The 23,371-nt window shown below is 48.8% G+C and carries 13 protein-coding genes and 8 pseudogenes; 6 read left to right on the top strand and 15 right to left on the bottom strand.

All coding sequences use genetic code 11. From position 1 onward, the window contains the following. Positions 1-15: 15 nt before the first annotated feature. On the bottom strand, positions 16-288 hold the full coding sequence (rpsR, locus tag EYA81_RS04780; protein WP_004288442.1) for a 30S ribosomal protein S18: 273 nt from the start codon (positions 286-288) through the stop codon (positions 16-18). 2 nt (positions 289-290) lie between these two features. After that, a complete protein-coding gene (gene rpsF / locus EYA81_RS04785) occupies positions 291-635 on the bottom strand; it encodes a 30S ribosomal protein S6 (protein WP_131225413.1) in 345 nt (114 codons plus the stop codon). A 159-nt stretch (positions 636-794) separates the two neighbouring features. On the opposite strand from rpsF, the gene EYA81_RS04790 reads away from it, so the two are divergent. Together EYA81_RS04790 and EYA81_RS19160 are read left to right on the top strand one after the other, a co-directional pair. Beyond that, positions 795-1,241 (top strand): MarR family winged helix-turn-helix transcriptional regulator, encoded by a 447-nt coding sequence (locus tag EYA81_RS04790; RefSeq protein ID WP_131225414.1) that lies wholly within the window; start codon positions 795-797, stop codon positions 1,239-1,241. A gap of 199 nt (positions 1,242-1,440) precedes the next feature. Beyond that, positions 1,441-1,617, top strand: coding sequence for a hypothetical protein (locus EYA81_RS19160; RefSeq protein WP_165491355.1), 177 nt, complete (start codon positions 1,441-1,443; stop codon positions 1,615-1,617). A 96-nt stretch (positions 1,618-1,713) separates the two neighbouring features. Here the strand turns inward: EYA81_RS19160 and EYA81_RS04795 are convergent, their stop codons facing one another. The 3 genes from EYA81_RS04795 to EYA81_RS04805 form a co-directional block, all read right to left on the bottom strand. Continuing rightward, positions 1,714-2,415, bottom strand: coding sequence for a response regulator transcription factor (locus tag EYA81_RS04795; RefSeq protein WP_005830176.1), 702 nt, complete (start codon positions 2,413-2,415; stop codon positions 1,714-1,716). 5 nt (positions 2,416-2,420) lie between these two features. Then, positions 2,421-3,965: a sensor histidine kinase KdpD gene (locus EYA81_RS04800; RefSeq protein ID WP_117599979.1), complete on the bottom strand. Its 1,545-nt coding sequence runs from the start codon at positions 3,963-3,965 to the stop codon at positions 2,421-2,423. A 300-nt stretch (positions 3,966-4,265) separates the two neighbouring features. Then, positions 4,266-6,422 carry a translation factor GTPase family protein gene (locus tag EYA81_RS04805; RefSeq protein ID WP_117966737.1) on the bottom strand — a complete coding sequence of 719 codons (2,157 nt, stop codon included), beginning with the start codon at positions 6,420-6,422 and terminating at the stop codon, positions 4,266-4,268. A 311-nt stretch (positions 6,423-6,733) separates the two neighbouring features. Here EYA81_RS04805 and EYA81_RS19885 point away from each other — a divergent pair. Next, positions 6,734-10,052 (top strand): annotated as a pseudogene (locus EYA81_RS19885) (beta-galactosidase). A 94-nt stretch (positions 10,053-10,146) separates the two neighbouring features. Here the strand turns inward: EYA81_RS19885 and EYA81_RS04815 are convergent. Then, positions 10,147-10,487: pseudogene (locus EYA81_RS04815) on the bottom strand (mannonate dehydratase); the annotation flags it as partial. A gap of 18 nt (positions 10,488-10,505) precedes the next feature. Next, a pseudogene (locus EYA81_RS19890) lies at positions 10,506-10,605 on the bottom strand (mannonate dehydratase); the annotation flags it as partial. A 128-nt stretch (positions 10,606-10,733) separates the two neighbouring features. On the opposite strand from EYA81_RS19890, the gene EYA81_RS04820 reads away from it, so the two are divergent. Continuing rightward, positions 10,734-11,306: a DNA-3-methyladenine glycosylase I gene (locus EYA81_RS04820; protein ID WP_117599977.1), complete on the top strand. Its 573-nt coding sequence runs from the start codon at positions 10,734-10,736 to the stop codon at positions 11,304-11,306. A gap of 130 nt (positions 11,307-11,436) precedes the next feature. Here the strand turns inward: EYA81_RS04820 and EYA81_RS04825 are convergent, their stop codons facing one another. From EYA81_RS04825 to EYA81_RS04860, 8 genes and pseudogenes are all read right to left on the bottom strand, one after another. Next, positions 11,437-14,532, bottom strand: a complete 3,096-nt coding sequence (locus EYA81_RS04825) for a glycoside hydrolase family 2 TIM barrel-domain containing protein (protein ID WP_117966734.1) — start codon at positions 14,530-14,532, stop codon at positions 11,437-11,439. A 208-nt stretch (positions 14,533-14,740) separates the two neighbouring features. Next, the gene (locus tag EYA81_RS04830) at positions 14,741-16,669 is read right to left on the bottom strand and encodes an alpha-L-arabinofuranosidase C-terminal domain-containing protein (RefSeq protein ID WP_131226411.1); all 1,929 of its coding nucleotides are present in this window, start codon (positions 16,667-16,669) and stop codon (positions 14,741-14,743) included. Between the two features lie 77 nt (positions 16,670-16,746). Further along, positions 16,747-18,753, bottom strand: coding sequence for a glycoside hydrolase family 127 protein (locus tag EYA81_RS04835; protein WP_117966729.1), 2,007 nt, complete (start codon positions 18,751-18,753; stop codon positions 16,747-16,749). Between the two features lie 263 nt (positions 18,754-19,016). Further along, a pseudogene (locus tag EYA81_RS04840) lies at positions 19,017-19,247 on the bottom strand (hypothetical protein); the annotation flags it as partial. 225 nt (positions 19,248-19,472) lie between these two features. After that, positions 19,473-19,838: pseudogene (locus tag EYA81_RS04845) on the bottom strand (glycoside hydrolase family 97 C-terminal domain-containing protein); the annotation flags it as partial. Further along, a pseudogene (locus tag EYA81_RS04850) lies at positions 19,837-20,130 on the bottom strand (glycoside hydrolase); the annotation flags it as partial. The pseudogenes EYA81_RS04850 and EYA81_RS04845, both read right to left, overlap by 2 nt. A 110-nt stretch (positions 20,131-20,240) precedes the next feature. Beyond that, positions 20,241-20,426, bottom strand: a pseudogene (locus EYA81_RS04855) (glycoside hydrolase family 88 protein); the annotation flags it as partial. Between the two features lie 66 nt (positions 20,427-20,492). Beyond that, positions 20,493-21,154, bottom strand: a pseudogene (locus EYA81_RS04860) (DUF2264 domain-containing protein); the annotation flags it as partial. A gap of 505 nt (positions 21,155-21,659) precedes the next feature. Between EYA81_RS04860 and hemW the strand changes: the two are divergent. Together hemW and EYA81_RS04870 are read left to right on the top strand one after the other, a co-directional pair. After that, complete coding sequence (gene hemW / locus EYA81_RS04865) at positions 21,660-22,790, top strand: radical SAM family heme chaperone HemW (RefSeq protein ID WP_117966726.1); 1,131 nt, start codon at positions 21,660-21,662, stop codon at positions 22,788-22,790. A gap of 20 nt (positions 22,791-22,810) precedes the next feature. Next, positions 22,811-23,356 (top strand): RNA polymerase sigma-70 factor, encoded by a 546-nt coding sequence (locus EYA81_RS04870; protein WP_131225415.1) that lies wholly within the window; start codon positions 22,811-22,813, stop codon positions 23,354-23,356. Positions 23,357-23,371 lie beyond the last annotated feature (15 nt).

Here is a 23,371-nt window from a genome sequence, read left to right on the forward strand (position 1 = left end):
ACTTTCCTCCTCCTATTATTTCATCATGTCAGTTACATAGGGCAGCAACGCCAAGTGACGTGCTCTCTTCACAGCTTGAGCTACACGACGTTGGAACTTCAAAGAAGTACCGGTAATACGACGCGGAAGGATTTTACCTTGCTCATTCAAGAATTTCTTCAAGAATTCAGGATCTTTGTAGTCAATATACTTAATACCGCTCTTCTTGAAACGGCAGTATTTTTTCTTCTTAACGTCTACTGAGGGTGGAGTTAAATATCTGATTTCTGATTGAACTTGTTGTGCCATGATTAATCCTCCTTTTTAGTTGATTTAACACTTCTTCTCTTCGCAGCATATTCAGCAGCGTACTTGTCTTGTCTGAAAGTCAAGAAACGGATAACGCGCTCGTCACGACGGAAGTTTACTTCCAATTTTTCAATGACAGTAGGTTCTGCATTGAACTCAATCAGCTGATAGAAACCGGTTGACTTCTTCTGGATAGGATATGCCAGCTTCTTCAGTCCCCAGTTTTCTTCATTTACAATCTCAGCACCTTCAGCAGTAAGGATGCCTTTGAATTTCTCTACCGCTTCCTTCATCTGAACATCAGACAAAACGGGAGTCAAAATGAAAACGGTTTCGTATTGATTCATACTCGTTTAATTAAATAAATAAATTATTCGTTTTAAAAATGCGGTGCAAAGGTAGACATTTTATTTTGAACTACAAACATTTAATGTTTTTTTGTATAGGGATATAGGAATTGTCTTCAGCTTGCCTTATCTTTGCAAAGTTGTTTAAACAATAATTTCATGATAGAGCAATTTAACTTTGATATCCGCCTTATCTTTGCCATACTGAACGGCAAAGTGTCGGCTGCCATTAACCGCAAACTGTTCCGTAACTTCCGTCAGAACGGTCTGGAGATTACTCCGGAACAGTGGACTGTCCTCATCTTCTTATGGGAAAAGGACGGGGTGACACAACAAGAGTTGTGTAATGCAACTTTCAAAGACAAGCCCAGCATGACGCGCTTAATAGACAATATGGAGCGTCAGCATCTCGTCGTGCGCATATCGGACAAGAAAGATCGCCGCACCAATCTGATACATTTGACCAAGGACGGCAAGGAACTGGAAGAACGTGCGCGCGTCATTGCCAACCAGACCCTCAAAGAAGCCTTGAAAGGCATCACCATCGAAGAGCTCAGTGTGAGCCAGGAGGTACTGAGAAAGATTTTCTTCAATACCAAGGACTAAGATATAGGGATTAGGGCTTAAGGATTAGAGATTAAGGGAGGAGAAAAAAGGGGATGAAGCTTCATTTTTCATTCCTCATTCTCCATTCTTTATTAAAATATGGATTTTTTGCAAAAATAATTTCGCTTGTTAAAGAATTATGCTTTTCTTTGTGACAAGAATACGAAAGAATATAATAATCTAATTAAAATACACACACATGAAAGGTTTATTAAAAAATCTGGGATTGATATTAGTCGTAATAGGAGCTGTAATCCTGGTTGCATGTTCTTTTACCGGCAATGTTAACAACAATGCCATCTTGGGCAGTTCTGCCGTTTTGGTTGTAGTGGGATTGATTTCCTACATTGTCATCAACAAGAGAATTGCCGACTAATATCAAAAGGAAAGAAATAAAGAAGGCGGTTTGCATATACATGCAAGACCGCCTTCTTTATTTTCTCTTCTTCTCTTCCTCCCAAGCCAAGTCTCATCAAGACTCAGCCTCCGGAGTAATCAGTTTATATCCCTTTCCGTGAATATTGATGATTTCAATTGAATCATCTTCTTTCAGATGCTTACGCAACTTCGTGATATATACATCCATACTACGTGCATTGAAATAGTTGTCATCAATCCAGATAGTCTTCAATGCAAAATCACGCTGCAAGATTTCATTGGCATGTGCACAAAGCAAACCCAGCAGTTCAGATTCCTTGGTGGTCAGTTTGGTCTGCTTCTCAGCAGTCGCCAGAATCTGTTTCTGCGTATCGAATGTAAACTTACCAATCTTATAGATGTTGCTCTCCTTGTTCTTCTTTCCGCGAACGCGTCTTAGAATAGCTTCAATTCTGAAAGTCAGTTCTTCCATACTGAAGGGCTTGGTGATGTAGTCATCGGCACCAATCTTGAAACCTTCCAAAATATCTTCCTTCAACGTCTTTGCCGTCAAGAAGATAATTGGAATTTCGGCGTTGGCCGCACGCACTTCCTGCGCCAGTGTGAATCCGTCTTTCTTCGGCATCATCACATCAAATACACACAAGTCATATTTATTCTTCAGGAAAGCCTTGTATCCTGCCTCTCCATCGGGATATAACTCGGCGGCGTAACCTTTTGCCTGTAAATATTCTCTCAAAAGCATGCCAAGATTTTCATCATCTTCGCACAATAAAATACGCAGTTTCTCGTCCATATCAATCAATTTTTTAATAAAGGTAATGCAATAATAAATTTAGTTCCTACGTTCAGTTCACTTTCTGCTCGGATAGTTCCCTTATGATCCATGATAATCTTCTTCACATAAGCCAGTCCCAAGCCGAAGCCTTTCACATCGTGCAGATTACCTGTATGCACGCGATAGAACTTCTCGAATATCTTTTTCAAATTCTCCTTTTTGATGCCGATGCCGTTATCTTGGATGGAAATCATCAGTTTGCCCGGCTCATTCCAGGTCTTCACCGTCAATTGCAAATCCGCATCCGGACGTTTATACTTCACCGCATTATCCATGAGGTTGAAAATCACATTAGTGATATGCATCTCATCAGCAAAGATCACGGGATCTGTAGCTTCAAGCTCCGATTCAATCTTTCCATTATAACGCTCCACTTTCAGCGTAAACGTATTGATAACACCTGTTATCAGTTCATTAGCATCCAGTTCCTTCATCTTCAATGTAGCCTTCTGGCGGTCAAACATTGACATCTGAAGCACTTTCTCAACCTGGAATCTCAAACGCTTCGTCTCATCGTTTATAACACCCGATATATGCTGGAACATGGCCGGAGACTTGCCCACAGCCGGATCTTTCAACATTTGTGCCGCCAACGAAATCGTTGAAATCGGTGTTTTGAATTCATGCGTCATATTGTTGATGAAATCATTCTTCATCTCCGTCAGTTTTTTCTGGCGGAATACGATGTAAATCGTAAAGATGAACGTCACCAGCAGTACAAAAGTAAATATCATCGACGGTATCATAAACCTGACCGAATCAAAGATATAATCCTTCTTTCCCGGAAAATGTATCTTGACGATACTCATACGGGCAGGCGGATCATTCAAAAACAATGGCTGCGAATAAGAACTTTCACTCCCAACATCGCTATAATCCGAACAACGGTATACTTCTCTACCCTCCCGGTCTATCACCTTAAAATGATAGTCCATATCACCGAGACCATTTTCTATCAGACCAGCTTTAAGATACTGGTCCAGACTTTTGAAATTAACACGCTCTTCAATCGGCTTGTCACTGGCATTATATACCATCTGCAACACAACCTCATCTACCAATGCACGCTGGTAAAGATAGCGATTTTTAAGCATCTCTATCTGCGAGCGTGAAGTCTGGGGAATTGTTTTTACCCCATGTTTGCGTGAAATCATTGCTCTTGGCAATTCAGAAGGCTCATTGCTGAAAGTCTTCAATTCCACCGAAGAACGGACACTGCCATCCGGAGCTGTCATCACAAACCGCTGGGTCCGCATCACTCCGCTACTGCTTTGCGATTGCTCCCATGCTTTCTTTTCCGCCTCGGAGATATCCTCATTCAGCCAACGCACAACCTCCGCGGACTCCGCCTCTTTCGAAGCAGCCATCAATGCACGTTTCACCGCCTCCTCAAATTGTCCGTTACGCATCTTCACCATCTCCTCAATATAGCCAATCTGCAAATACAGCAAACTGAGGAAGGAAAGACCCATAACAACACCTAATATCCATATAGTTGACTTTTTCATAGTCACAAAATTAACACTCCCTAATTAACACTCCTAACCAATTAACCTGATTTAACCGGACGTTCTCGTAAATTAACCGAAGACCATTTTTTAGGTTGTATTATGAGCATTATAACAAAAACACAAGTCTTTGGTTTGCAAATTTAATAAAAAATTAATCATTCAATTCACAATTCCACATGTTCTTAATCTACGTTAATGAAAAAAGCCGTCATTACTTGCCATGAAGTAACAACGGCTTTAACAATTGTTATATTAGCAGCCGGTAGTTACAACAGCCAAACTACCAACTCCTGAAAGTCATTCTTCAGCTTGCTTAGCCTCAAATTCCTTAATCAGTTTATCCTGCACATCACTCGGGACGAGTTCATAGCTGGCAAACTTCATGATGAACGAAGCACGTCCACCGGTCAGTGAACTAAGTGCCGTAGAGTAGGATGACATTTCCTTCAAAGGTACTTTGGCACTCAATTTTTCGTAACCGGCCTCGCTGCTCATACCCATAATCATGGCACGGCGTCCCTGCAAGTCACCCATCACATCACCCATCTTGTCCGACGGAACAAATACCTCCACGTCATAAATGGGTTCCAGAATCTTCGGGCCTGCATTCTTGAACGCTTCGCTGAACGCGTTCCGTCCTGCCAGCATAAAGGAAATTTCATTGGAGTCAACCGGGTGCATCTTTCCGTCATATACGATGACACGTACATCACGGGCATACGAACCGGTCAACGGTCCCTGCTCCATACGTGACATGATACCCTTCAAGATGGCCGGCATGAAACGTGCGTCAATGGAACCACCCACAATACTATTGACAAATACCAGCTTGCCACCCCATTCCAATGGAACTTCTTCGGTACCCTTGACGTTCATCTTGAACTCCTGACCATTGAATTTATAGGTTTCGGGCAACGGCATACCTTCGTAGTAAGGCTCAACAATCAGGTGGACCTCACCGAACTGGCCTGCACCACCCGACTGTTTCTTATGACGATAATCCGCACGGGCAGCTTTCGTAATCGTTTCACGATACGGTATTCTCGGTTCTTCAAACTTGACTTGTAGTTTCTCGTTGTTTTCCAGACGCCACTTCAAGGTACGCAAATGGAATTCACCTTGCCCGTGTACAATAGTCTGACGCAATTCTTTAGACTGGTCTATCACCCACGTCGGGTCTTCCTCGCGCATACGGTTCAAAGCAACCATCATCTTTTCCGTATCCGACTCGTTCAGCGGCTTGATAGCACGTGAATATTTGGAGTTCGGATATTTAATGAAGTTGAAACGGTTTTCAGAGCCCTTACCGTTCAATGTATTACCGGTATGTACGTCCTTCAGTTTCACCGTACAGCCGATGTCACCGGCTACCATTTCCTCTACCTTGATACGGTTGGCACCGGCACAAGCATAAATCTGCGCAATGCGTTCTTTGGAACCACGGTCTGCATTGGTGAAGTCATCACCTTCGTGCACCTTGCCACTCATAACCTTGAAATACTGGACATCACCGATATGCGGTTCAACGGCAGTCTTGAAGAAATACAAGGAAGTCGGTCCATCAGAATCCGGCTTCACCACCTCACCGCGTGTATTGTGCACCGGTGGCATTTCGTCCACAAACGGCACCACATTACCCAGGAATTCCATCAGACGGCGTACACCCATATCCTTACCGGCACAGACACAGAATACTGGGAACATACCGCGTGAAGCCAGTCCCTTGCGGATACCTTCGCGCATTTCGTCTTCTGTCAAAGAGTCCTGCTCAAAGAATTTTTCCATAAGGCCTTCGTCATGTTCGGCTGCAGCTTCTACCAAAGCCTTGTGCATCTCTGTAGCCTTTTCCATTTCTTCGGCCGGAATCTCTTCAATAGTGGGAGCGCCACCTTCGGGTCCCCACGAATATTTTTTCATCAAAAGTACATCAATCAACGAATTAAAATTCGGTCCGGTAGCCAGCGGATATTGCACGGGCACCACCTTCGGACCGTATATGGTTTGCAACTGCTCAAGTACCATGTCATAATCGCACTTTTCATTATCGAGCTGGTTTACCAGGAAAATAACCGGTTTGCCCAGTTTCTCGGTATAGCGGAAATGGTTCTGCGTACCTACCTCAGGACCGTATTGTCCGTTCAGCAGCAGTATGGCAGTATCAGTAACGTTGAGCGCCGTCATGGCAGCTCCTACAAAGTCATCACTACCCGGACAGTCAATGATATTCAGTTTCTTACCGTTCCACTCCACATGGAAAACGGTGGAAAACACAGAATAACCGTATTCCTGTTCCACCGGGAAGTAATCGCTGACTGTATTCTTGGCAGTAATTCTGCCGCGACGTTTTATAATACCACTCTCAAAGAGCAGCGCTTCTGTGAGAGTGGTTTTACCCGAGCCGTCATTGCCAAGGAGGGCAATGTTCTTAATTTCATTCGTCTGATATACTTTCATGATATATTAAGATTTTAAGTGAATAACCTGACATACGATGATGCCGTTAACTTTTTGTGAGGCGCAAATTAGGCATTAATTCAAAGAAAAGCAACATCGGGAAGCATGTTATAAAACACAATACCCCCTACCTATAACTTAAGAAACAAGTGCAAACCAAATAGAAAAGACAGAAAAACATCACAAAAAGGAGAGATTATAGCTCTAATCTCTCCTTTTTGACACATTTACATACCCTCCATTTCTCAACTTTCGCATATCTTTGCCCAAAACATAAACGATTTATTAATTATCTAATACCGAATTCTTAAATGAAAAGGAAAATTATTTGGAGTTTTGCATTGCTGGCCTGCCTTTGCTGCCTGCCATCTGCAAAAACAAAAGCACAAACGAAAAATGCCGCAATCATACCAGGGGAAGTATGGAAAGACACCGACGGCAATCCCATCAACGCCCATGGCGGCGGCCTTCTTTACCACGAAGGAACCTACTATTGGTATGGCGAATACAAAAAAGGAGAAACCATCCTGCCCGAATGGGCTACGTGGGAATGCTACCGCACCGACGTAACCGGTGTCAGCTGCTACTCTTCGAAAGACCTGCTGAACTGGAAGTTCGAGGGTATTGTACTTCCTGCCGTGAAAGACGACGAGAAACACGACCTGCACCCCAGCAAGGTGCTGGAACGTCCCAAAGTGATTTACAACGAGAAGACAAAGAAATTCGTCATGTGGGCGCATGTGGAAAGTGCTGACTACAGTAAGGCATGTGCCGGCGTAGCGGTCAGCGATTCTCCTACCGGAACATTCACCTATGTAGGCAGCTTCCGTCCCAACGGTGCGATGAGCCGCGACCAAACAGTGTTCATTGATGATAACGGCAAGGCATATCAGTTCTACTCTTCGGAAAACAACGCTACCTTATATATAAGCGAGCTAACGGATGACTACCTGAAGCCCACTGGTCGCTATACACGCAATTTCGTGAAGCAAAGCCGCGAAGCACCCGCCGTATTCAAGTATAACGGCAAATACTATATGCTCTCTTCCGGTTGTACCGGCTGGGATCCCAATGTTGCCGAGCTGGCTGTAGCCGACTCCATCATGGGGCAATGGACTACCATCGGCAATCCATGTACCGGTCCTGATGCAGACAAGACCTTCTATGCACAAAGCACTTACGTGCAGCAAATATACGGAAAAGGAAATGCCTACATTGCCATGTTCGACCGCTGGAAAAAGAAAGACCTTGAGGACTCGCGCTACGTATGGCTCCCGCTTGAATTCGGCAAGGACGGAACAATCACGATACCCTGGCGCGACAGCTGGGACCCGCGTACCCAATGGGAAGGACAAGGCGACTTCTCTGCCGGCAAAGGAACATTCCTATTGAACGGCAAGCCGTTTGTCTCAAAGCCGCAGAACTGCACTATCCACGCATCCCCAAGGCCTATTGGGACCAACGCATCAAAATGTGCAAAGCACTGGGCATGAACACAGTCTGCCTCTACGTCTTCTGGAACTCTCATGAGTCTCAGCCGGGTGTATTCGACTTCACCGGGCAGAATGACTTGGCAGAATTCTGCCGCTTGTGCCAGCAGAACGATATGTATGTCATCCTGCGCCCAGGGCCCTATGTCTGTGCCGAATGGGAAATGGGCGGACTGCCCTGGTGGTTGCTCAAGAAGAAGGACATACGCCTGCGCGAATCCGACCCTTACTTCATAGAACGTGTAGGCATCTTTGAAAAAGCCGTTGCCGAGCAGGTAGCCGACATGACCATACAGAACGGAGGTCCCATCATCATGGTACAAGTAGAGAACGAATACGGCTCCTACGGGGAAGACAAAAGTTACGTATCGCAAATCCGCGACATCGTACGCGCCAATTACCCCGGCGTAGCACTGTTTCAATGCGACTGGGCGTCCAACTTCACCAAGAACGGACTCCACGACCTGGTATGGACCATGAACTTCGGTACAGGAGCCAACATCGACCAACAGTTTGCACCGCTGAAGAAACTCCGTCCTGATAGCCCGCTGATGTGCTCCGAATTCTGGAGCGGCTGGTTCGACAAGTGGGGAGCCAACCACGAAACCCGTCCGGCTGCCGACATGATTGCCGGCATTGACGAGATGTTGTCCAAAGGCATCTCCTTCAGCCTCTACATGACCCACGGAGGGACCAACTGGGGACACTGGGCAGGAGCCAACTCACCCGGATTCGCCCCTGACGTAACCTCTTACGACTACGACGCCCCATCAGCGAATCGGGACAGACCACTCCCAAATACTGGGAATTGCGAAAAGCATTGTCCAAATACATGAACGGCGAGAAGCAGGCTAAAGTTCCCGCTTTAATCAAGCCCATCCGTATTCCGTCTTTCCAATTTACAGAGATGGCTCCTTTGTTCGACAATCTTCCTGCTGCCAAGAAAGACTGCAATATCCGTACCATGGAGGAATATAACCAGGGATTCGGAAGTATTCTCTACCGCACCACACTGCCCGAGATGAAAACCCCGTCCCTGCTCACTGTGAACGATGCGCACGATTATGCCCAAGTTTTCCTAGATGGCAAATACATCGGCAAACTGGACCGCCGCAACGGTGAAAAGCAACTGGAATTCCCCGCCTGCCCCAAAGGTGCACGCCTCGACATTCTGGTAGAAGCCATGGGCCGCATCAACTTTGGACGTGCCATCAAGGACTTCAAGGGTATCACCCAAAGCGTAGAACTTACCGTAGACATCGACGGCCGTCCTTTCACCTGCAACCTGAAGGATTGGGAAGTCTATAATCTCGAAGATACATACGATTTCTATAAGAACATGAAGTTCCAGCCCATCGGCTCACTGAAAGATGAGTTAGGACAACACATTCCGGGTTGCTACCGTGCCACCTTTAAGGTGAACAAGCCCAGCGACACATTCCTAAACTTCGAGACTTGGGGCAAGGGACTTGTCTACGTCAACGGGCACGCCATGGGACGCATTTGGGAAATCGGCCCGCAACAGCCCCTCTACATCCCGGGATGCTGGTTGAAGAAAGGCGAGAATGAAGTGATTGTCTTCGACATCATCGGTCCCAAAGAAGTTAAGTCCGAAGGACTGAGCGAGCCATTGCTGGACCAACTACTCGTTACCAAACCGCTGACACACCGCAATGAGGGTGAAAATCTCGACTTGTCCGGTGAGCAGCCCGTCCTCTCCGGCAGCTTCAATCCCGGCAACGGTTGGCAGGAGCGCAAATTCGACCAACCCGTCACCGGACGTTATGTCTGCCTGGAAGCCTTGAGTGCACAAGATGGAAAAGACCTGGCTTGCATTGCCGAAATGTATCTGCTGGATGAGAATGGGGAACGTCTGTCACGCGAACCCTGGATTGTCAATTATGCCGACAGCGAAGACGTATCCCACGTCAACTGTTCTGCGGACAAAATCTTCGACCTCCAGGAATCAACCTATTGGAGCACAACAAAAGACACTCCATACCCGCATTCTGTCGTGATTGACTTGGGTAGTACCCGCACCCTGACCGGCATACAATATCTACCCAGAATGGAAAGCGAGGTACCGGGTGGAATCAAAGACTTCAAGGTTTACGTAAAATCCAAGGCTTTCAACTATTAAGTCGGACTTACATACGCTAATAGATTATTTAGACATGGATTACACGAAAAATCAATCAAACAGATTTTCCGTACAATTCATCGTCTACCACAGCCGGCATTGCCTTCGTACTGCGCAAATGCACAAAGTGGGTACGCTTGGCAAACTTCCTTGCCAGTTCACGGGTATCATTCTGTTCACCGGTACCCAATGAACCGGCATAAAAAGTCAGGCCATTATGAGGATTGTCCACTGCCCTCAATATCGAGGTAATATCCGCCTCGTCTGTCACAATACGCGGCCCACAATATCTGAAAAGGAGGGTCATTAGGGTGTATCACATATTCATCCCATATTCTTCGCACACCTGCATGATGACAGACAAGAAATAACGCATATTTCGCGTAAAACCTCCCAGTCTATCCCTTTGTATAGCGCCAGCAAACGCTTGAATAGGAAATGTCTCATCTTCCTAGGAATGTTGCAAGTCCGTGCGAATCCAGTCAATCACCGGCATTAGGTTGTAACATACCGTCTGGATGCCTGCCTTGCCGAGATTGGCAAGAGTTATCTTGTCCTTCTTGCCAAACCACCTTTTTGCAAAAGTAAGAAAGAATATGGAAACTGTCCATTCTGAATAGATAGATTTGTTTATTCACAATGAAAACAATATCTTAGCATCTCATTACAAAAATAACTCTTATGCAAGACATTATAAACGGACGTTGCGGCTGGTGCGGAACCGACGAGCTGTATGTGAAATACCACGATGAAGAGTGGGGAAAACCGGTAACAGACGACAAGACACTATTCGAGTTCCTTGTATTGGAAAGTGCCCAGGCCGGACTGAGCTGGATAACCATCCTCAAAAAGCGGGAAGGCTACCGCAAAGCCTTTTGCAATTTCGATGCCTCACAAGTGGCGCAAATGACTGACGAAGACGTGGAACGGCTGATGCATTTTGACGGCATCGTGAAAAACCGTCTGAAAATTAAGTCGACCATCACCAATGCACGGCTGTTTCTTGCCATACAGAAAGAATTCGGCAGCTTTTACAACTACACGTTATCCTTCTTTCCCGATCGGACACCGATTATCAACCACTTCCAGTCATTGAGTGAGATTCCGGTATCGTCTCCCGAATCAGATACCATGAGCAAAGACATGAAAAAACGGGGATTCAAGTTCTTCGGCTCTACCATCTGCTATGCCCATCTGCAAGCTTCGGGATTTATCAACGATCATCTGACAGATTGCATTTGCCGGAAAAGGTAAGTTGTATCATGATATAAACGAAGAAATATACAAAAGCAAACAAAGCATCAATAGCAAAGCGGTCGCCTTTCCAATGGGGAGGGCGACCGCTGCTGTGTTATGAAACCAGTGGTTTAGTACGCAGTAAATGTTATTCTATTCCGATGCTGTGGCGCACGGGAGAAAGGATGAACGTAAACTCATAATCAGCGTATGGCACCAGGTACTCCGGACGCGCAATACGTCCCCAGCTGTCCTCACAACCCAGACCAGCTTGTACCTTGTCGATACAGAGATTAGTCAAATCAGCCTCTTCCACTTCTTGCGAGTGTCCCTGCTGCTTGTCCAAACCCTCGTCCAAAGACTCGATGGTATAGTGCAAGGCCGATGCGGAGAAGGGGGCTTCGGCCACAATCTTAATGCCACTGCCAGACTGATTCAACATCTTCCACCAGCGGATATCGGTCTTTGTTCCGTTTTCCTGCGGACGGATATAAGGATAGAACTGCTCTGTCACGCTCTGGCGATAGATGCCTAAATCTGTGCAATGGTTACGGTCGCTATAGTTCTCAACCGGACCGCGTCCGTAGTATTCGACTGTTTCGAAACTGCGGGGCATGGGCATCTGCAAACCGAAACGGAACATGTTCGAAACTTTGGCGTTCTTGTCGGCTATCAGCTTCTGGGTTATCTTGATGGCACCGGCATTGTTGATGACATACGTCAAGGCCAGCTTAGCGGAAACACCTGGCATATCGTAAGCTGATTCTACTATGACCTGATTGTTCTCCGTACGCTGGTTGAAAGAAGTCAACTTGATTTCCGGATTCTTCCAAACGATGTACTTGCGTTGCAGGCCCGCACCGAAATCATTGTCGGTCGGAGCACGCCAGAAGTTGGGCGTCAAGGCCTCACCGTCCTTAATCATATTCTGTCCGTTCACTTCGTACTTGGTCAGGTAACCGTTGTGCTTGTTGATTTCTACCCGGAACGCATCACCTGAAACGATGAGATACTTCCAATCGTTATCCTGCACTTGGGGAGCCACCACCTCTACATTGCTCTGCACGCAGTTCTTCAGTTCCATGGAAGGAGCCTTGTAGGGATTGAGTGCCAGCTGGTCCTTGGCCACCACATGGCCGGCGGGAAGCAGACCCTCGCGGTTCTTCAGCTTATAGGAAACGTTCAGCAGCCATTCGGTACATTGGCAGGTCTTGCCCAAATCCAGTTTAATCTTGGCTGTCTGCCGAGGAGCTATATTCAGATTATCCACGCGACCGGTACGAATTGCCTTGCCGCCTTTCAGCACCTCCCACTCCATGTAATAGGCAGAGAGGTCGCGGAAAAAGTACTCGTTGAACACATTGATTTCACCGTTCTCCAAGTCGGCCGGAGTAGTCCAGATGTCCTGATAGATACGCCCCACTTCGTACATGTGAGGATTGGGCACACGGTCGGGGCTGATAAGACCGTTATCGCAGAAGTTCACATCACTGGCATCGAAGCGGTTGAAGTCGCCGCCGTAGGCATAAATCATCTTGCTGTTCTTGCCCGTCCAACGGGGAGACTGGTCAACGAAATCCCAGATAAAGCCGCCTTGGTATTTGGGATACTTGCGAACCAAATCCCAATACTCCTTGAAGCCTCCTTCAGAATTGCCCATGGCGTGAGCGTATTCGCACTGAATGAGAGGTTTCGTCATGGAGGCATCCTCACAATACTTCCGGCAGCCCTCATAACCATAGTACATAGGGCAGTAAATGTCAGTCTTGCCTGTCTTACCGGCTTGCTCGTACTGGCAGGCACGACTGGGGTCTTCGGCTTTCACCCAATCGTAGGCGGCCTCGAAGTTAGGACCATAGCCGGCTTCGTTGCCGAGCGACCAGAAGATGATGCTGGGATGGTTGAAACTGCGCTGCACGTTGCGCTGGTTGCGTTCCAAGTGCGCTTTTCTATAATCATCACGCTTGGCAAGGGTCTGCTCGCCGTAGCCCATGCCATGAGACTCGATATTCGCCTCTGCCACTACATAGATACCGTACTGGTCGCAAAGGTCATACCAAAGATTGTTGTCGGGATAATGGCAGGTGCGCACGGCGTTCAAGTTGAACTGCTTCATCACCTGGATGTCCTGCAGCATACGTTCGCGAGAGATGACATAACCGCCGTCCGGGTCCATCTCATGACGGTTGGCGCCCTTGAAGAGGATGGGTTGGCCGTTGACAAGTATCTGTTCTCCCTTCAGTTCTATCTTGCGGAAACCTACCTTTACGGGAATCACTTCACTGCTGCCTTGCAGGGTGGCACGCAGGGTATACAAGTAGGGTGTTTCTGCCGTCCATTTATGAGGATTCTCCACATTTATCAGGGCAGTGCCACTGCCTTTGGCAGCAGCTGTAGCCACCTGCTTTCCGGCAGCGTCCAGCAGTTCAAGGCTGACGTTACCGCCACCCTTCACATCGAGCTGCACTCTCAAGGAACCGTTGCGGTAGTCGGCATCCAGGTCGGGAGTGACGCGGATATCCTGGATGCGTTTCTTGTCGCGGGCATAGAGATAGCAATCACGCCCTACACCGCTGTAGCGGAAGAAGTCCTGGTCTTCGAGATAGGTACCGTCGCACCAGCGGAATACCTGGAAGGCAATCAGATTCTTCTGGCCGGGCTTCAAGTAAGGGGTCAAGTCGAATTCGGCTTCGAGCTTGCTGTCTTCACTATAACCTACATAACGGCCGTTCACCCACAGATACATATTGGAGGTGACAGAGCCGAAATGGGCGATGATGTCCTTATTCTTCCAGTCGGCGGGCACGGTAATCTCACGGCGGTAAGAACCTACATGATTGTTCTCGACGGGCACCTGCGGCGGGTTGTTCTGGAACTGGTTGCGCCAGGCGTAGCCAATATTCACATAGATAGGATCGCCAAAGCCGTTCAGTTCCCACACGCCGGGGACGGGGATGTCGTTCCAACCTTTGTCATTGTAGCCCACACGCCAGAAGTCGGTAGGGCGAGCATCGGCATCCTTCACCCAGAAGAACTTCCAGATGCCGTTCAGTGTCATGAAACGGGACGATTGTTCTTTCAAGCCCCGGGTGGCGACATCGGCCGACTCGTAGGCGAAGTAGTTGGTGTGCATGGGGGCACGGTTCACGGCGTTGACCTCAGGGTCGAGCCATTCTTTGAAAGACTGTGCGCTGGCAGACAAGGCCAAGGCTGCAAACAGTCCGGTAATAAGATGTTTCTTCATGATGATTAGTTTAAAAATAGTAATAACAGCATAGGGAATGCTCCGAATGCTGTTACAAAAATAAGGCGAATCGGGCTATTTCAAGAGGAGAATCGGCCCAAAAAGGATGAATATTTGCTCACGGAAGCAATTTTCCACGGCTCATGCCCCGGAAAGGGGAGGGAAAACTAACTGTATGCCATCTCCCTCCACCTTTCGGAAAGGGATGTCAATGCAGGCGGTAGACGCTGAATGAACGGGGCTGCAGCTCCAAGTCGAGGGATTGCGCGCCGACTTGCACCGGGCGGATACGGGGAACGAGAGTTTCTTGTTCCAAGGTATTCACCGTACGCCAGTCACAGTTCTGCAGATACGTGCACGAACCGCCGATGAGTTGGCGTTTCCTCAAACCGTTGAAGTTAACTTGCACTTGGGCCGGGGTACTGCCTGCGTTGACCAGCTTCAGGATAATTTCTCCCGTAGGGGTATCGAGGGAGGCCGTAGCATAGAGGCTGTCTTGCCCAGCCACCGGCTTGCCGTCCATCTGCAGACGGAGAACGTCGGTACCGGCATTCATTCCATACATCTGCTGGACGTAATAGTTCGGGGTGCGCATCATGCGGAGGTTGTCGAACCAGATAAGGTCCGGATTCCACTGCCAGGCATCCACATGGGCAAAGAGCGGGGCGTAGGTGGCAAGGTGCACCACGTCGGCGTTGCGCTCCAGCCCGGTCATGAAGGCTGCTTCGGAGAGGGCGGCAAGGAAATTGTTGGCCTTGCCCGTGGGGTGGTCGTGGGAGGCATACTCGCCGGCAAAGACTTTGGGGCCGCGGCGGTCGTAGCTGTCATAGCGGGCGGCATTGGCAAAGAACCAGTCGGGGGCCATGTAGTAGTGCTCGTCCACCAGGTCCACACCGATGCGTTTCATCTCGGACCAGAGGTAGTCGAACTTGTCACCATCGGCGTTGGGGCCGGAGGAGCCAACAATCTTGATGTCGGGATAGTGGGCGCGGATGGCTTTGGTAAAGACTTCCAGACGCTCGGTATAGACCTTATCCCACTGTTCGTTACCGATGCCAATCATTTTGAGGTGGAACGGCTCCGGATGTCCCATCTCGGCACGCAGCTTTCCCCAGGTGGAAGTAGCGGGGCCATTGGCGAATTCGATAAGGTCGAGGGCATCCTGCACGTAGAGGTCGAGCTCGTCGAGGGGCACCACTTCGTTGCTCTCGTACTGGCAGGAGAGGCCGCAACTGAGAACGGGAAGCGGTTCGGCTCCGAGATCCTCACTCAGCAGGAAGTATTCGTAGTAGCCCAGGCCCAGACTTTGGAAATAGTCGGGGAAGGCCTTGTGCTTGAAGGTGTAGTTCCAGCGGTTCTCATTCAGCGGACGGTTCTCCACCGGGCCCACGGAGTTCTTCCACTGGTAGCGGGTGGCAAGGGTGTTGCCCTCGATGATGCAGCCGCCGGGGAAGCGGAAGACGCCGGGGTTGAGGTCATAGAGCGCTTGGGCGAGGTCGGCACGCAGACCGTTCTCTCGGTTCTTCCAGGTCTTGACGGGGAAGAGCGAGATGTGGTCCATGTCCACCGTACCCTCCGTCAGCAACACCACACGCAGACGCGAGTGGGCATCGGTGAAGGGGGAGCGGAGGAGGACGGTCTGCTTCCGCCAGCTGTTGCCGCTGATTTCGATTTCCTTGGTCAACAGATTCTCGCCGCGGGAGTTCAGCAACTCAACGGAGAGCTTCATGGGGCGGGCATCGGGAGTGCGGGCATAGGCAGTGAAACGGTATTCCTCGCCTTGCTTGAGGCCGATGCCACGGAAACCTTCGTTGTCGAGCCCGGCACGCAGCCGACGGCCGTCGTTGACGATGCGCACGTAGTGGGGATTGCGGTCGAAGCAGGGCTCGGCGTCCTGCACCGTGACGTTACCAAAGGGTACCCAGCCAACGAAGGGCTGCGGGAACTCGAAGGAGCGGTTCTTCACCAGTTCAGCGTAGAGTCCGCCGTCGGCACCGAAGTTGATGTCTTCGAAGAAGATGCCGTACATCGTGGGTTGTATCTTGGCTGTCGGCCGGGATACGTCAACGGTCATTACATGTTGTGCCTGCGCACCCAAGGCGCAAGACAATAAAAGGGTGGTAATCAGTTGTTTCATATAAGTAATGTCAAATGTTATAGTAATACGGAAACAGTTTACAAAAATAATAAAATCTTTAGATACAGATACATAGTTTATTCCTGCAGTTCTGCCGAAGCGGCTCCCACTTCTATCGGCAGCCACACTTCCATCCGGCCTTCACCACGATGCGCCCAAGCATAATAAGGAATCAACGTCAACTTCACATCCTTCGCGGCAAGGCGGCCCGTGGCGTCATAGCTCAAGGCTTGCGCACGGGTGGTAATTTCGTTGATACCGCCCAGCAGGTCGGGGTGCTCCACCACTTGGAATTTCGGATGCCGGTTCAGCAGCAGGGTGGAGATATCGAAATCATTGTCCGGCCACTCGGCGCAATACACCAGCGGACCATGCTCTATGGCCACACGGCCACGGTTGGCGGCAACCTTGTCATTGGCCTTCACCACACGCGGCTGCATATCAAAATGAATTTCCACTACATCCCCTTTCTTCCAGTGGCGGTCGATGCTGAGGTAACCCTTCTGCAGTGCTCCCTTCACCTCCTGACCGTTGACAGACACGCGGTAGGCAAGCTCCTCTCCGTCGGCATACGAATACAAGCCACCCGGTAGCACACTGCCGCGTACCCAGCCCGGAATACGGACATTCATGACGAACGGCTGGTTGCCCTTTGCCACTGTCAAGCGGATATCACCGTTCCAGGGATAAGAGGTTTCCTGCTCCAGCACCACATTCTTCCCGTTCACCTTCAGCTTGGCCCGGTTGGAGAGGAACAGATTGACATACACCTTGTCATCCTTCACCGCATAGACATAGCCCGGCAGCGAAGGGATGAAGCGGCTGATGTTGCTGGGGCAGCAGGCGCAACCGAACCACGGCTGGCGCGTAATCGTGTGGTCGGCATTGAAACGGTACTTCCCGTCGCAAGCCAGCGGATTGGGATAGAAGAACCGTCCGCCGTCCAGCGAAACACCGGAAATCAGACCGTTGTAGAGCGTACGTTCCAGCACGTCGAAGTATTTGGCATCACCGTGCAGCAGGAACAGACGGTAGTTGGTATAAACATTGCCGATGGCGGCGCACGTCTCGTTATAGGCCGTCAGGTTGGGCAGTTCATAGTTGTCGCCGAAGGCTTCACCCTCATGGCGCGCACCGATGCCACCGGTAATGTATATCTTCTTGCCCACAATGTTCTCCCAAATGCGATCGATGGCACGGACATAAGAGCTGTCGCCCGTGATGGCGGCCACGTCAGCCATGCCCGAGTACATGTAGCCTGCGCGCACGGCATGTCCCACAGCCTCATCCTGCTCCAGCACGGGCTTGTGCGACTGCAAATAGATATCCTTGCGCGCCGTAGTACCGCGTGCATCGAGGAAGAACTTGGCCTGGTCGAGGTATTTCTTATCGCCCGTCACCATATAGAGGCGCACCAATGCCATTTCAGCAATCTGGTGTCCGGGAATCACACGCTTCTGTCCGGGACCTTCGCCGATATTCTTGCATACACAATCGGCATAACGGATGGCTATATCCAGAAAATTCCGCTTGCCAGTAGCTTGGTAATAGGCCACAGCCCCTTCCACCATGTGTCCCAGATTATAGAACTCGTGGCTCAGATTCTCCACCTCCGACCAGCGCTCCGGCCCCGACCAGTTGTGCGGATGTTTCGGGTTCATCGTGCGGGCCGTATAGAGGTATCCGTCCGGCTCTTGGGCAGCGGCAACGATGACGAGCACGCTGTCGATATATTTTTCCAGTTTCTTGTCCGGGTAAGTCTGCAAGGAATAGCTTGCCCCTTCAATCGTCTTATAGACATCCGTATCATCGAAGGAGAAGCCCTCCACTTTATATTCGTCACTGGGATGAGCCGCTTTCACAAAGTTCTCATAGCGTCCCGTCTCCTCGCATTTGCCGAAAGCCAGCGGAATGGTTACCTCACGGTTTGCCTTCAAGCGTTGTCCCCAGAAACTGTCGGTCACCTTGACCGAAGTGAAAGGCACCGGGTCGATGGGATAACCCGAATGCAAAGACTGCTGCTTTTGTGCCGATGCATTGCCGGCTATGGCTGCAACAAATGCCAATGTCAATAATTGCTTCATATCTTTTAAGGTATTGAGTTATTATGTTTTCAAGCACGGAATTACACGGATTTTTAATTTCAACACAGAGCCACAAAAGCACAGAGTTTCTAATCTCTAATCCTTAATCCCTAATCCTTTATCCTTACTTTCCCTAATAGTCCTGGTTGTGAATCATCCAACCCGAGTCCACGTAATAGTGTTCGTCTACCATGGGCACACCCAGTTCCTCCTCCCCACACGGTGCGGCGCGCATCGCCATTGGCATACTCTATCAGATCCAGCCCCCAGGGACCGAAGTCGGAGTTGACAAAGGAGTTGCCGTCTGCCACACTGAACCATCGGTTGCCATCGGGACTCCAGGCTAGTTTCAAACCGCCACTGCCGTCGGCATGGGAGTAGGAAAAGAGGTAGACTGAATCGGGTTCATTCGCCACTCCGTTCATCACAGCCCACAAAGGAACGGTCAGTGTCAAGAACAGACACAAGGACAATAATTTCAAGAATCTATTCATGGTATTAAGTCGGTATTAATCATTTACATTTAGTTCGATAGTCACAATCAGCCGTATTCTGAATGCCATTCAGTCGTATAGTGAATAGGGTTCAGTCGTATAGTGAATGCCATTCAGTATACGGCTGAATTAGGCCAATTATAGACACTTGATAATCAAATATTTAAAAAATAAGTAATCCGTCGTAATATATCATTACAAAACAAGGGTTGCTCCATGCCTTCTTTATTTCACGATTACCGCCCCTCCCTGCGGCCGAACCGTGAGTTGCAGAGAACCATCAGTCTTTATCTTCTGCAGCTTTAATTGAGGCTGCATCTTCTTGTCATCACTATACAGAGATACCTCTTGTCCTGCCAGCATAAGAAGGTCAAGTTTCAGTTTCAGAGGTTCCGTCGTTGCATTGACAGCGGCTATGTACCACGTGTTGCCATGACAACGGGCAAGAACAATATGTCTCCCTGGATAGCCGTCAATGAAACGGGTCTCGTCCCAAGTAGTGGGCACTTGTTTCATAAAGTCGAGGCAGATTTGCGGAGCATCCGTCAGGTTATTGGGCGCCAAAGCAAAGTTCTGAATGGGGTTTTGTATAGAAAGTCTTGCCATCCTCGCAACGGAAGATATGCGGGTCGCGGACTCCCCCGGTGGAGCTGATGACTTTCGAATCGATTACCGGTTCATTATCATTTAATGCCCAGTAGGTATAACCGTCCATGCTTACAGCATAGCGGACAGCTTCTTCATCGCCACTATTCCCAGTGAAATAAGCTACATAATCTTTTTGGGGAAAGGATTTTTGCCAGGAATATCCCGGAAGTGCAAACAACGACAATAGCATTGCCGCCAAAAGCATCCGGAAAGTGTTTTTCATCCGTACAATCATAATCTTTTTATATTAAACCTTTTAACGGGTGTAAAATTAACACTATATACATTATAATACAAAGAAAGTGTATATGTTGTGTAACATATACACTTATTTACTCTCTCAAATCAGTCGGCATTCAAAAAACGCACCATCTCACAAGCTGCCAGCAGAAATACCCCTACCCCAAAGTTAGCAGTAGAGTGGGCATCAACCACTTGTCCGTGAATGGCTTTCTCGCCAATCGGCTGTACATACCCTATGCGACCATCGGGCTGCAAGGCTACAGTAGTCAGATAATTCCACGCCTTTTTCTAGGTCCATGCCTGCGGAGCATCTGTCCAGAACGGATGGTCAGCGGACAAGCCCAGGGGCAAGGCACCTACATACCACTCTTCCACCTTGCGCAGAGCGGAGACAATACGGTAAGCCTCACTCTTAGCCCCAGCCTTGCGCAGGAAGCATTCTACCGTAGACGAGAACAGCAGCCAGTTGGTATAAGGAGGGTTCACACGGCGCAACCGGGTGAACTCTTCAATGTAACGCCGTTTAGTCAAACTATCCAGAGGCACCCACAAAGCATCGTATCCTCGCAGGAAGCTTTCAGCAATATAAGCGGCATCGACCAGCAGCTGCCCCTCTTTCCACCAAAGCAGGTAATCCTGGCTTTCAGGGTCTACCGCCTGCGCATAACTTTTCAATGCCCACTCGCGAAGTTGCCTGCGCTGTTTGCCTTCGGCAGTGTCATCGTCCGGCAAAGAGAACCAAGGCGCCAACCCCGCCATCAAACGGCCGAAGCATTCCATATAGGTCACCCGTTTGTCGCGTCCATCCCAAGTGGGGCTAAGCTCCACCTGCATATTTTCCTAGAGCTTCCCTTCACTCATATTGCTCAGTCCGGAGCAGCCATTTGATACAACACCCCGACCCAAAGTTCGCGGTCTGTCACTTCCTTCTCTTTTTTCTTCTTGGCAGCCATTTCCTGAACGGGCAGCAATAAAACTGCCACCAGCAGCAGCCATAAGTAGTTACTTTTTCTCATGATATTATTTAAGTTTGTTTTTCAATACTGCAAATTACCCCATCCCCGGTAATTTCGGGGGCACTATTGTTTCAAAAAGGGGTAAATATCGGTCATTAGTGCCCCAGAAACTCAGAAATCACAAGAAAAAAGCCCAAGATTAAATCATTCCACGACGGAAATGACTAAAGTATTTACCGTTATATTTGTTTCTGCATGAACTGCACCAGTACAAAGGCAATACAATAAGCTATAATCTGTTCAAACCAAAAGTCAAGTCCTTCAAACATATTACCCATTATTTTAATAGACACCTATTCCTTTTTCTGATAACAAAGAAAAGGAATTTATTCGGAATAATGAATTTCCATACGACTCAAAAAATGTTCTATTTTTCCGGATTACAGACAAAACTGAGAATACACACCAAGACACTGACTCCTTCCATATTACATTAAATGTCCCGAAAACCGATATATTCTCCTGCCAAAAGACTATTTTTGCAATAAATATCCATAAGCATACCATGGCAGGCATCTATATTCATATACCTTTTTGCAAGACACGCTGTATCTATTGCGATTTCTATTCCACCACTCGCAGCGAATTGAAGCTGCAGTACATCCATGCCTTGTGCACTGAACTGAAAACCCGCAAGGGTTATCTGAAGGAAGAACCGATAGAGACCATCTACTTTGGCGGAGGAACTCCCTCACAGCTCGCCCACGAAGATTTCGAGCAGATATTCCGGACTATCAAAGAGGTGTATGGAACAGAACATGCCGAAGAAATTACCCTCGAGGCCAATCCCGACGACCTGACGGAAGAATATGTGTCCATGCTGCGTACCCTCCCCTTCAACCGCATAAGCATGGGAATACAGACATTCGACGACCCCACCCTGAAACTGTTGAACCGCCGGCATAATGCCACGCAAGCCATCGCAGCCGTACACCGCCTCCGCCAAGCCGGCTTCCGGAATATCAGCATCGACCTTATCTATGGACTGCCGGATGAAACAGACCAACGGTGGGAATGCGACCTGCAACAAGCCGTCGGCCTTGATGTGGAGCATATCTCCGCTTATCATCTGACTTACGAAAAAGGTACCCGCATCTACGAAATGCTGCAAAGCCACCGCATCAGCGAAGTAGATGAAGAGAGTAGCCTGCGCTTCTTCTCGGCGCTCATGGACACCCTGGGAGCCGCGGGGTATGAGCATTATGAAATATCCAACTTCTGCAAGCCCGGCATGTACTCACGCCACAACACCGCTTACTGGAAAGGCATTCCGTATTTGGGCTGCGGCCCTTCCGCCCACTCCTTCAATGCGGAGACAAGGGAATGGAACACAGCTTCTCTGGAAAGATACATAAAGTCCATTGAAGAGGGACAGCGTTCCTCCGAAACAGAAATCCTGGATAAAGTGACCCGTTACAATGAATACATCATGACTTCCCTGCGTACCATGTGGGGAGCCTCCCTGACATATACGGAAGAAGCCTTCGGCACGGAATTATGCCAATATTGCATGAAAATAGCGGCTCCATACCTCCAAAGCCACAAACTGGAGATGCAGGCAGACCGCCTGCGCCTGACCCGGGAAGGCATCTTTGTTTCGGACGGCATAATAAGCGACCTGATGTTCATTGATTAACAGCAAAACCGGGAGACTGCATGACCGAACAAGAAGTCAGACGCTACTTGCGCCAAATGAAGGAAGAAGACTCGGAACGGGCTTTTCACAGTTTCTACAATCTGTGCTACGACCGTTTGTTCCGTATTGCCTGCTATTTCGTGAAGTACGAAGAGTGGGCGCAAGAAATTGTGCTCGACGTCTTCATGAAGCTTTGGGAACAACGCACCCGGTTGCCGGAAGTGAACAACATAGAGGATTACTGCTTTATCCTTACCAAAAACGCCTCCCTCAATTACCTGGAAAAAGAGAACCGGCACCCTACACTTTCGTCCGAACAGCTTCCCGAACTTTCAGACCAAGCCGATTCCCCCGAAGACACTCTTATCAGCGAAGAACTGTTTGCCCGATATGTCAAGGCGCTCGACCGCCTGCCGGAGCGTTGCCGTGAAGTATTCATCCGCCTGCGCGAAGAGAAACAAAGCTATGCACAAGTGGCGGAGGAGCTGAACATCAGCACTAAGACAGTAGACGCGCAACTGCAAAAAGCACTCACAAGACTCAAGGAAGCATTGCTGACGGAGTGAACTCTGCTTTATCTT

The sequence above is a fragment of the Bacteroides sp. A1C1 genome (assembly GCF_004328515.1).
In the GTDB taxonomy this organism is placed as follows: Bacteria; Bacteroidota; Bacteroidia; order Bacteroidales; family Bacteroidaceae; genus Bacteroides; species Bacteroides uniformis.

Excerpts from the sequence above, each read along its gene's own strand:
- rpsR (WP_004288442.1), bottom strand. The coding sequence starts at position 288 with ATGGCACAACAAGTTCAATCAGAAATCAGATATTTAACTCCACCCTCA.
- rpsF (WP_131225413.1), bottom strand. The coding sequence starts at position 635 with ATGAATCAATACGAAACCGTTTTCATTTTGACTCCCGTTTTGTCTGAT.
- EYA81_RS04790 (WP_131225414.1), top strand. The coding sequence starts at position 795 with ATGATAGAGCAATTTAACTTTGATATCCGCCTTATCTTTGCCATACTG.
- EYA81_RS19160 (WP_165491355.1), top strand. The coding sequence starts at position 1,441 with ATGAAAGGTTTATTAAAAAATCTGGGATTGATATTAGTCGTAATAGGA.
- EYA81_RS04795 (WP_005830176.1), bottom strand. The coding sequence starts at position 2,415 with ATGGACGAGAAACTGCGTATTTTATTGTGCGAAGATGATGAAAATCTT.
- EYA81_RS04800 (WP_117599979.1), bottom strand. The coding sequence starts at position 3,965 with ATGAAAAAGTCAACTATATGGATATTAGGTGTTGTTATGGGTCTTTCC.
- EYA81_RS04805 (WP_117966737.1), bottom strand. The coding sequence starts at position 6,422 with ATGAAAGTATATCAGACGAATGAAATTAAGAACATTGCCCTCCTTGGC.
- EYA81_RS04820 (WP_117599977.1), top strand. The coding sequence starts at position 10,734 with ATGCAAGACATTATAAACGGACGTTGCGGCTGGTGCGGAACCGACGAG.
- EYA81_RS04825 (WP_117966734.1), bottom strand. The coding sequence starts at position 14,532 with ATGAAGAAACATCTTATTACCGGACTGTTTGCAGCCTTGGCCTTGTCT.
- EYA81_RS04830 (WP_131226411.1), bottom strand. The coding sequence starts at position 16,669 with ATGAAACAACTGATTACCACCCTTTTATTGTCTTGCGCCTTGGGTGCG.
- EYA81_RS04835 (WP_117966729.1), bottom strand. The coding sequence starts at position 18,753 with ATGAAGCAATTATTGACATTGGCATTTGTTGCAGCCATAGCCGGCAAT.
- hemW (WP_117966726.1), top strand. The coding sequence starts at position 21,660 with ATGGCAGGCATCTATATTCATATACCTTTTTGCAAGACACGCTGTATC.
- EYA81_RS04870 (WP_131225415.1), top strand. The coding sequence starts at position 22,811 with ATGACCGAACAAGAAGTCAGACGCTACTTGCGCCAAATGAAGGAAGAA.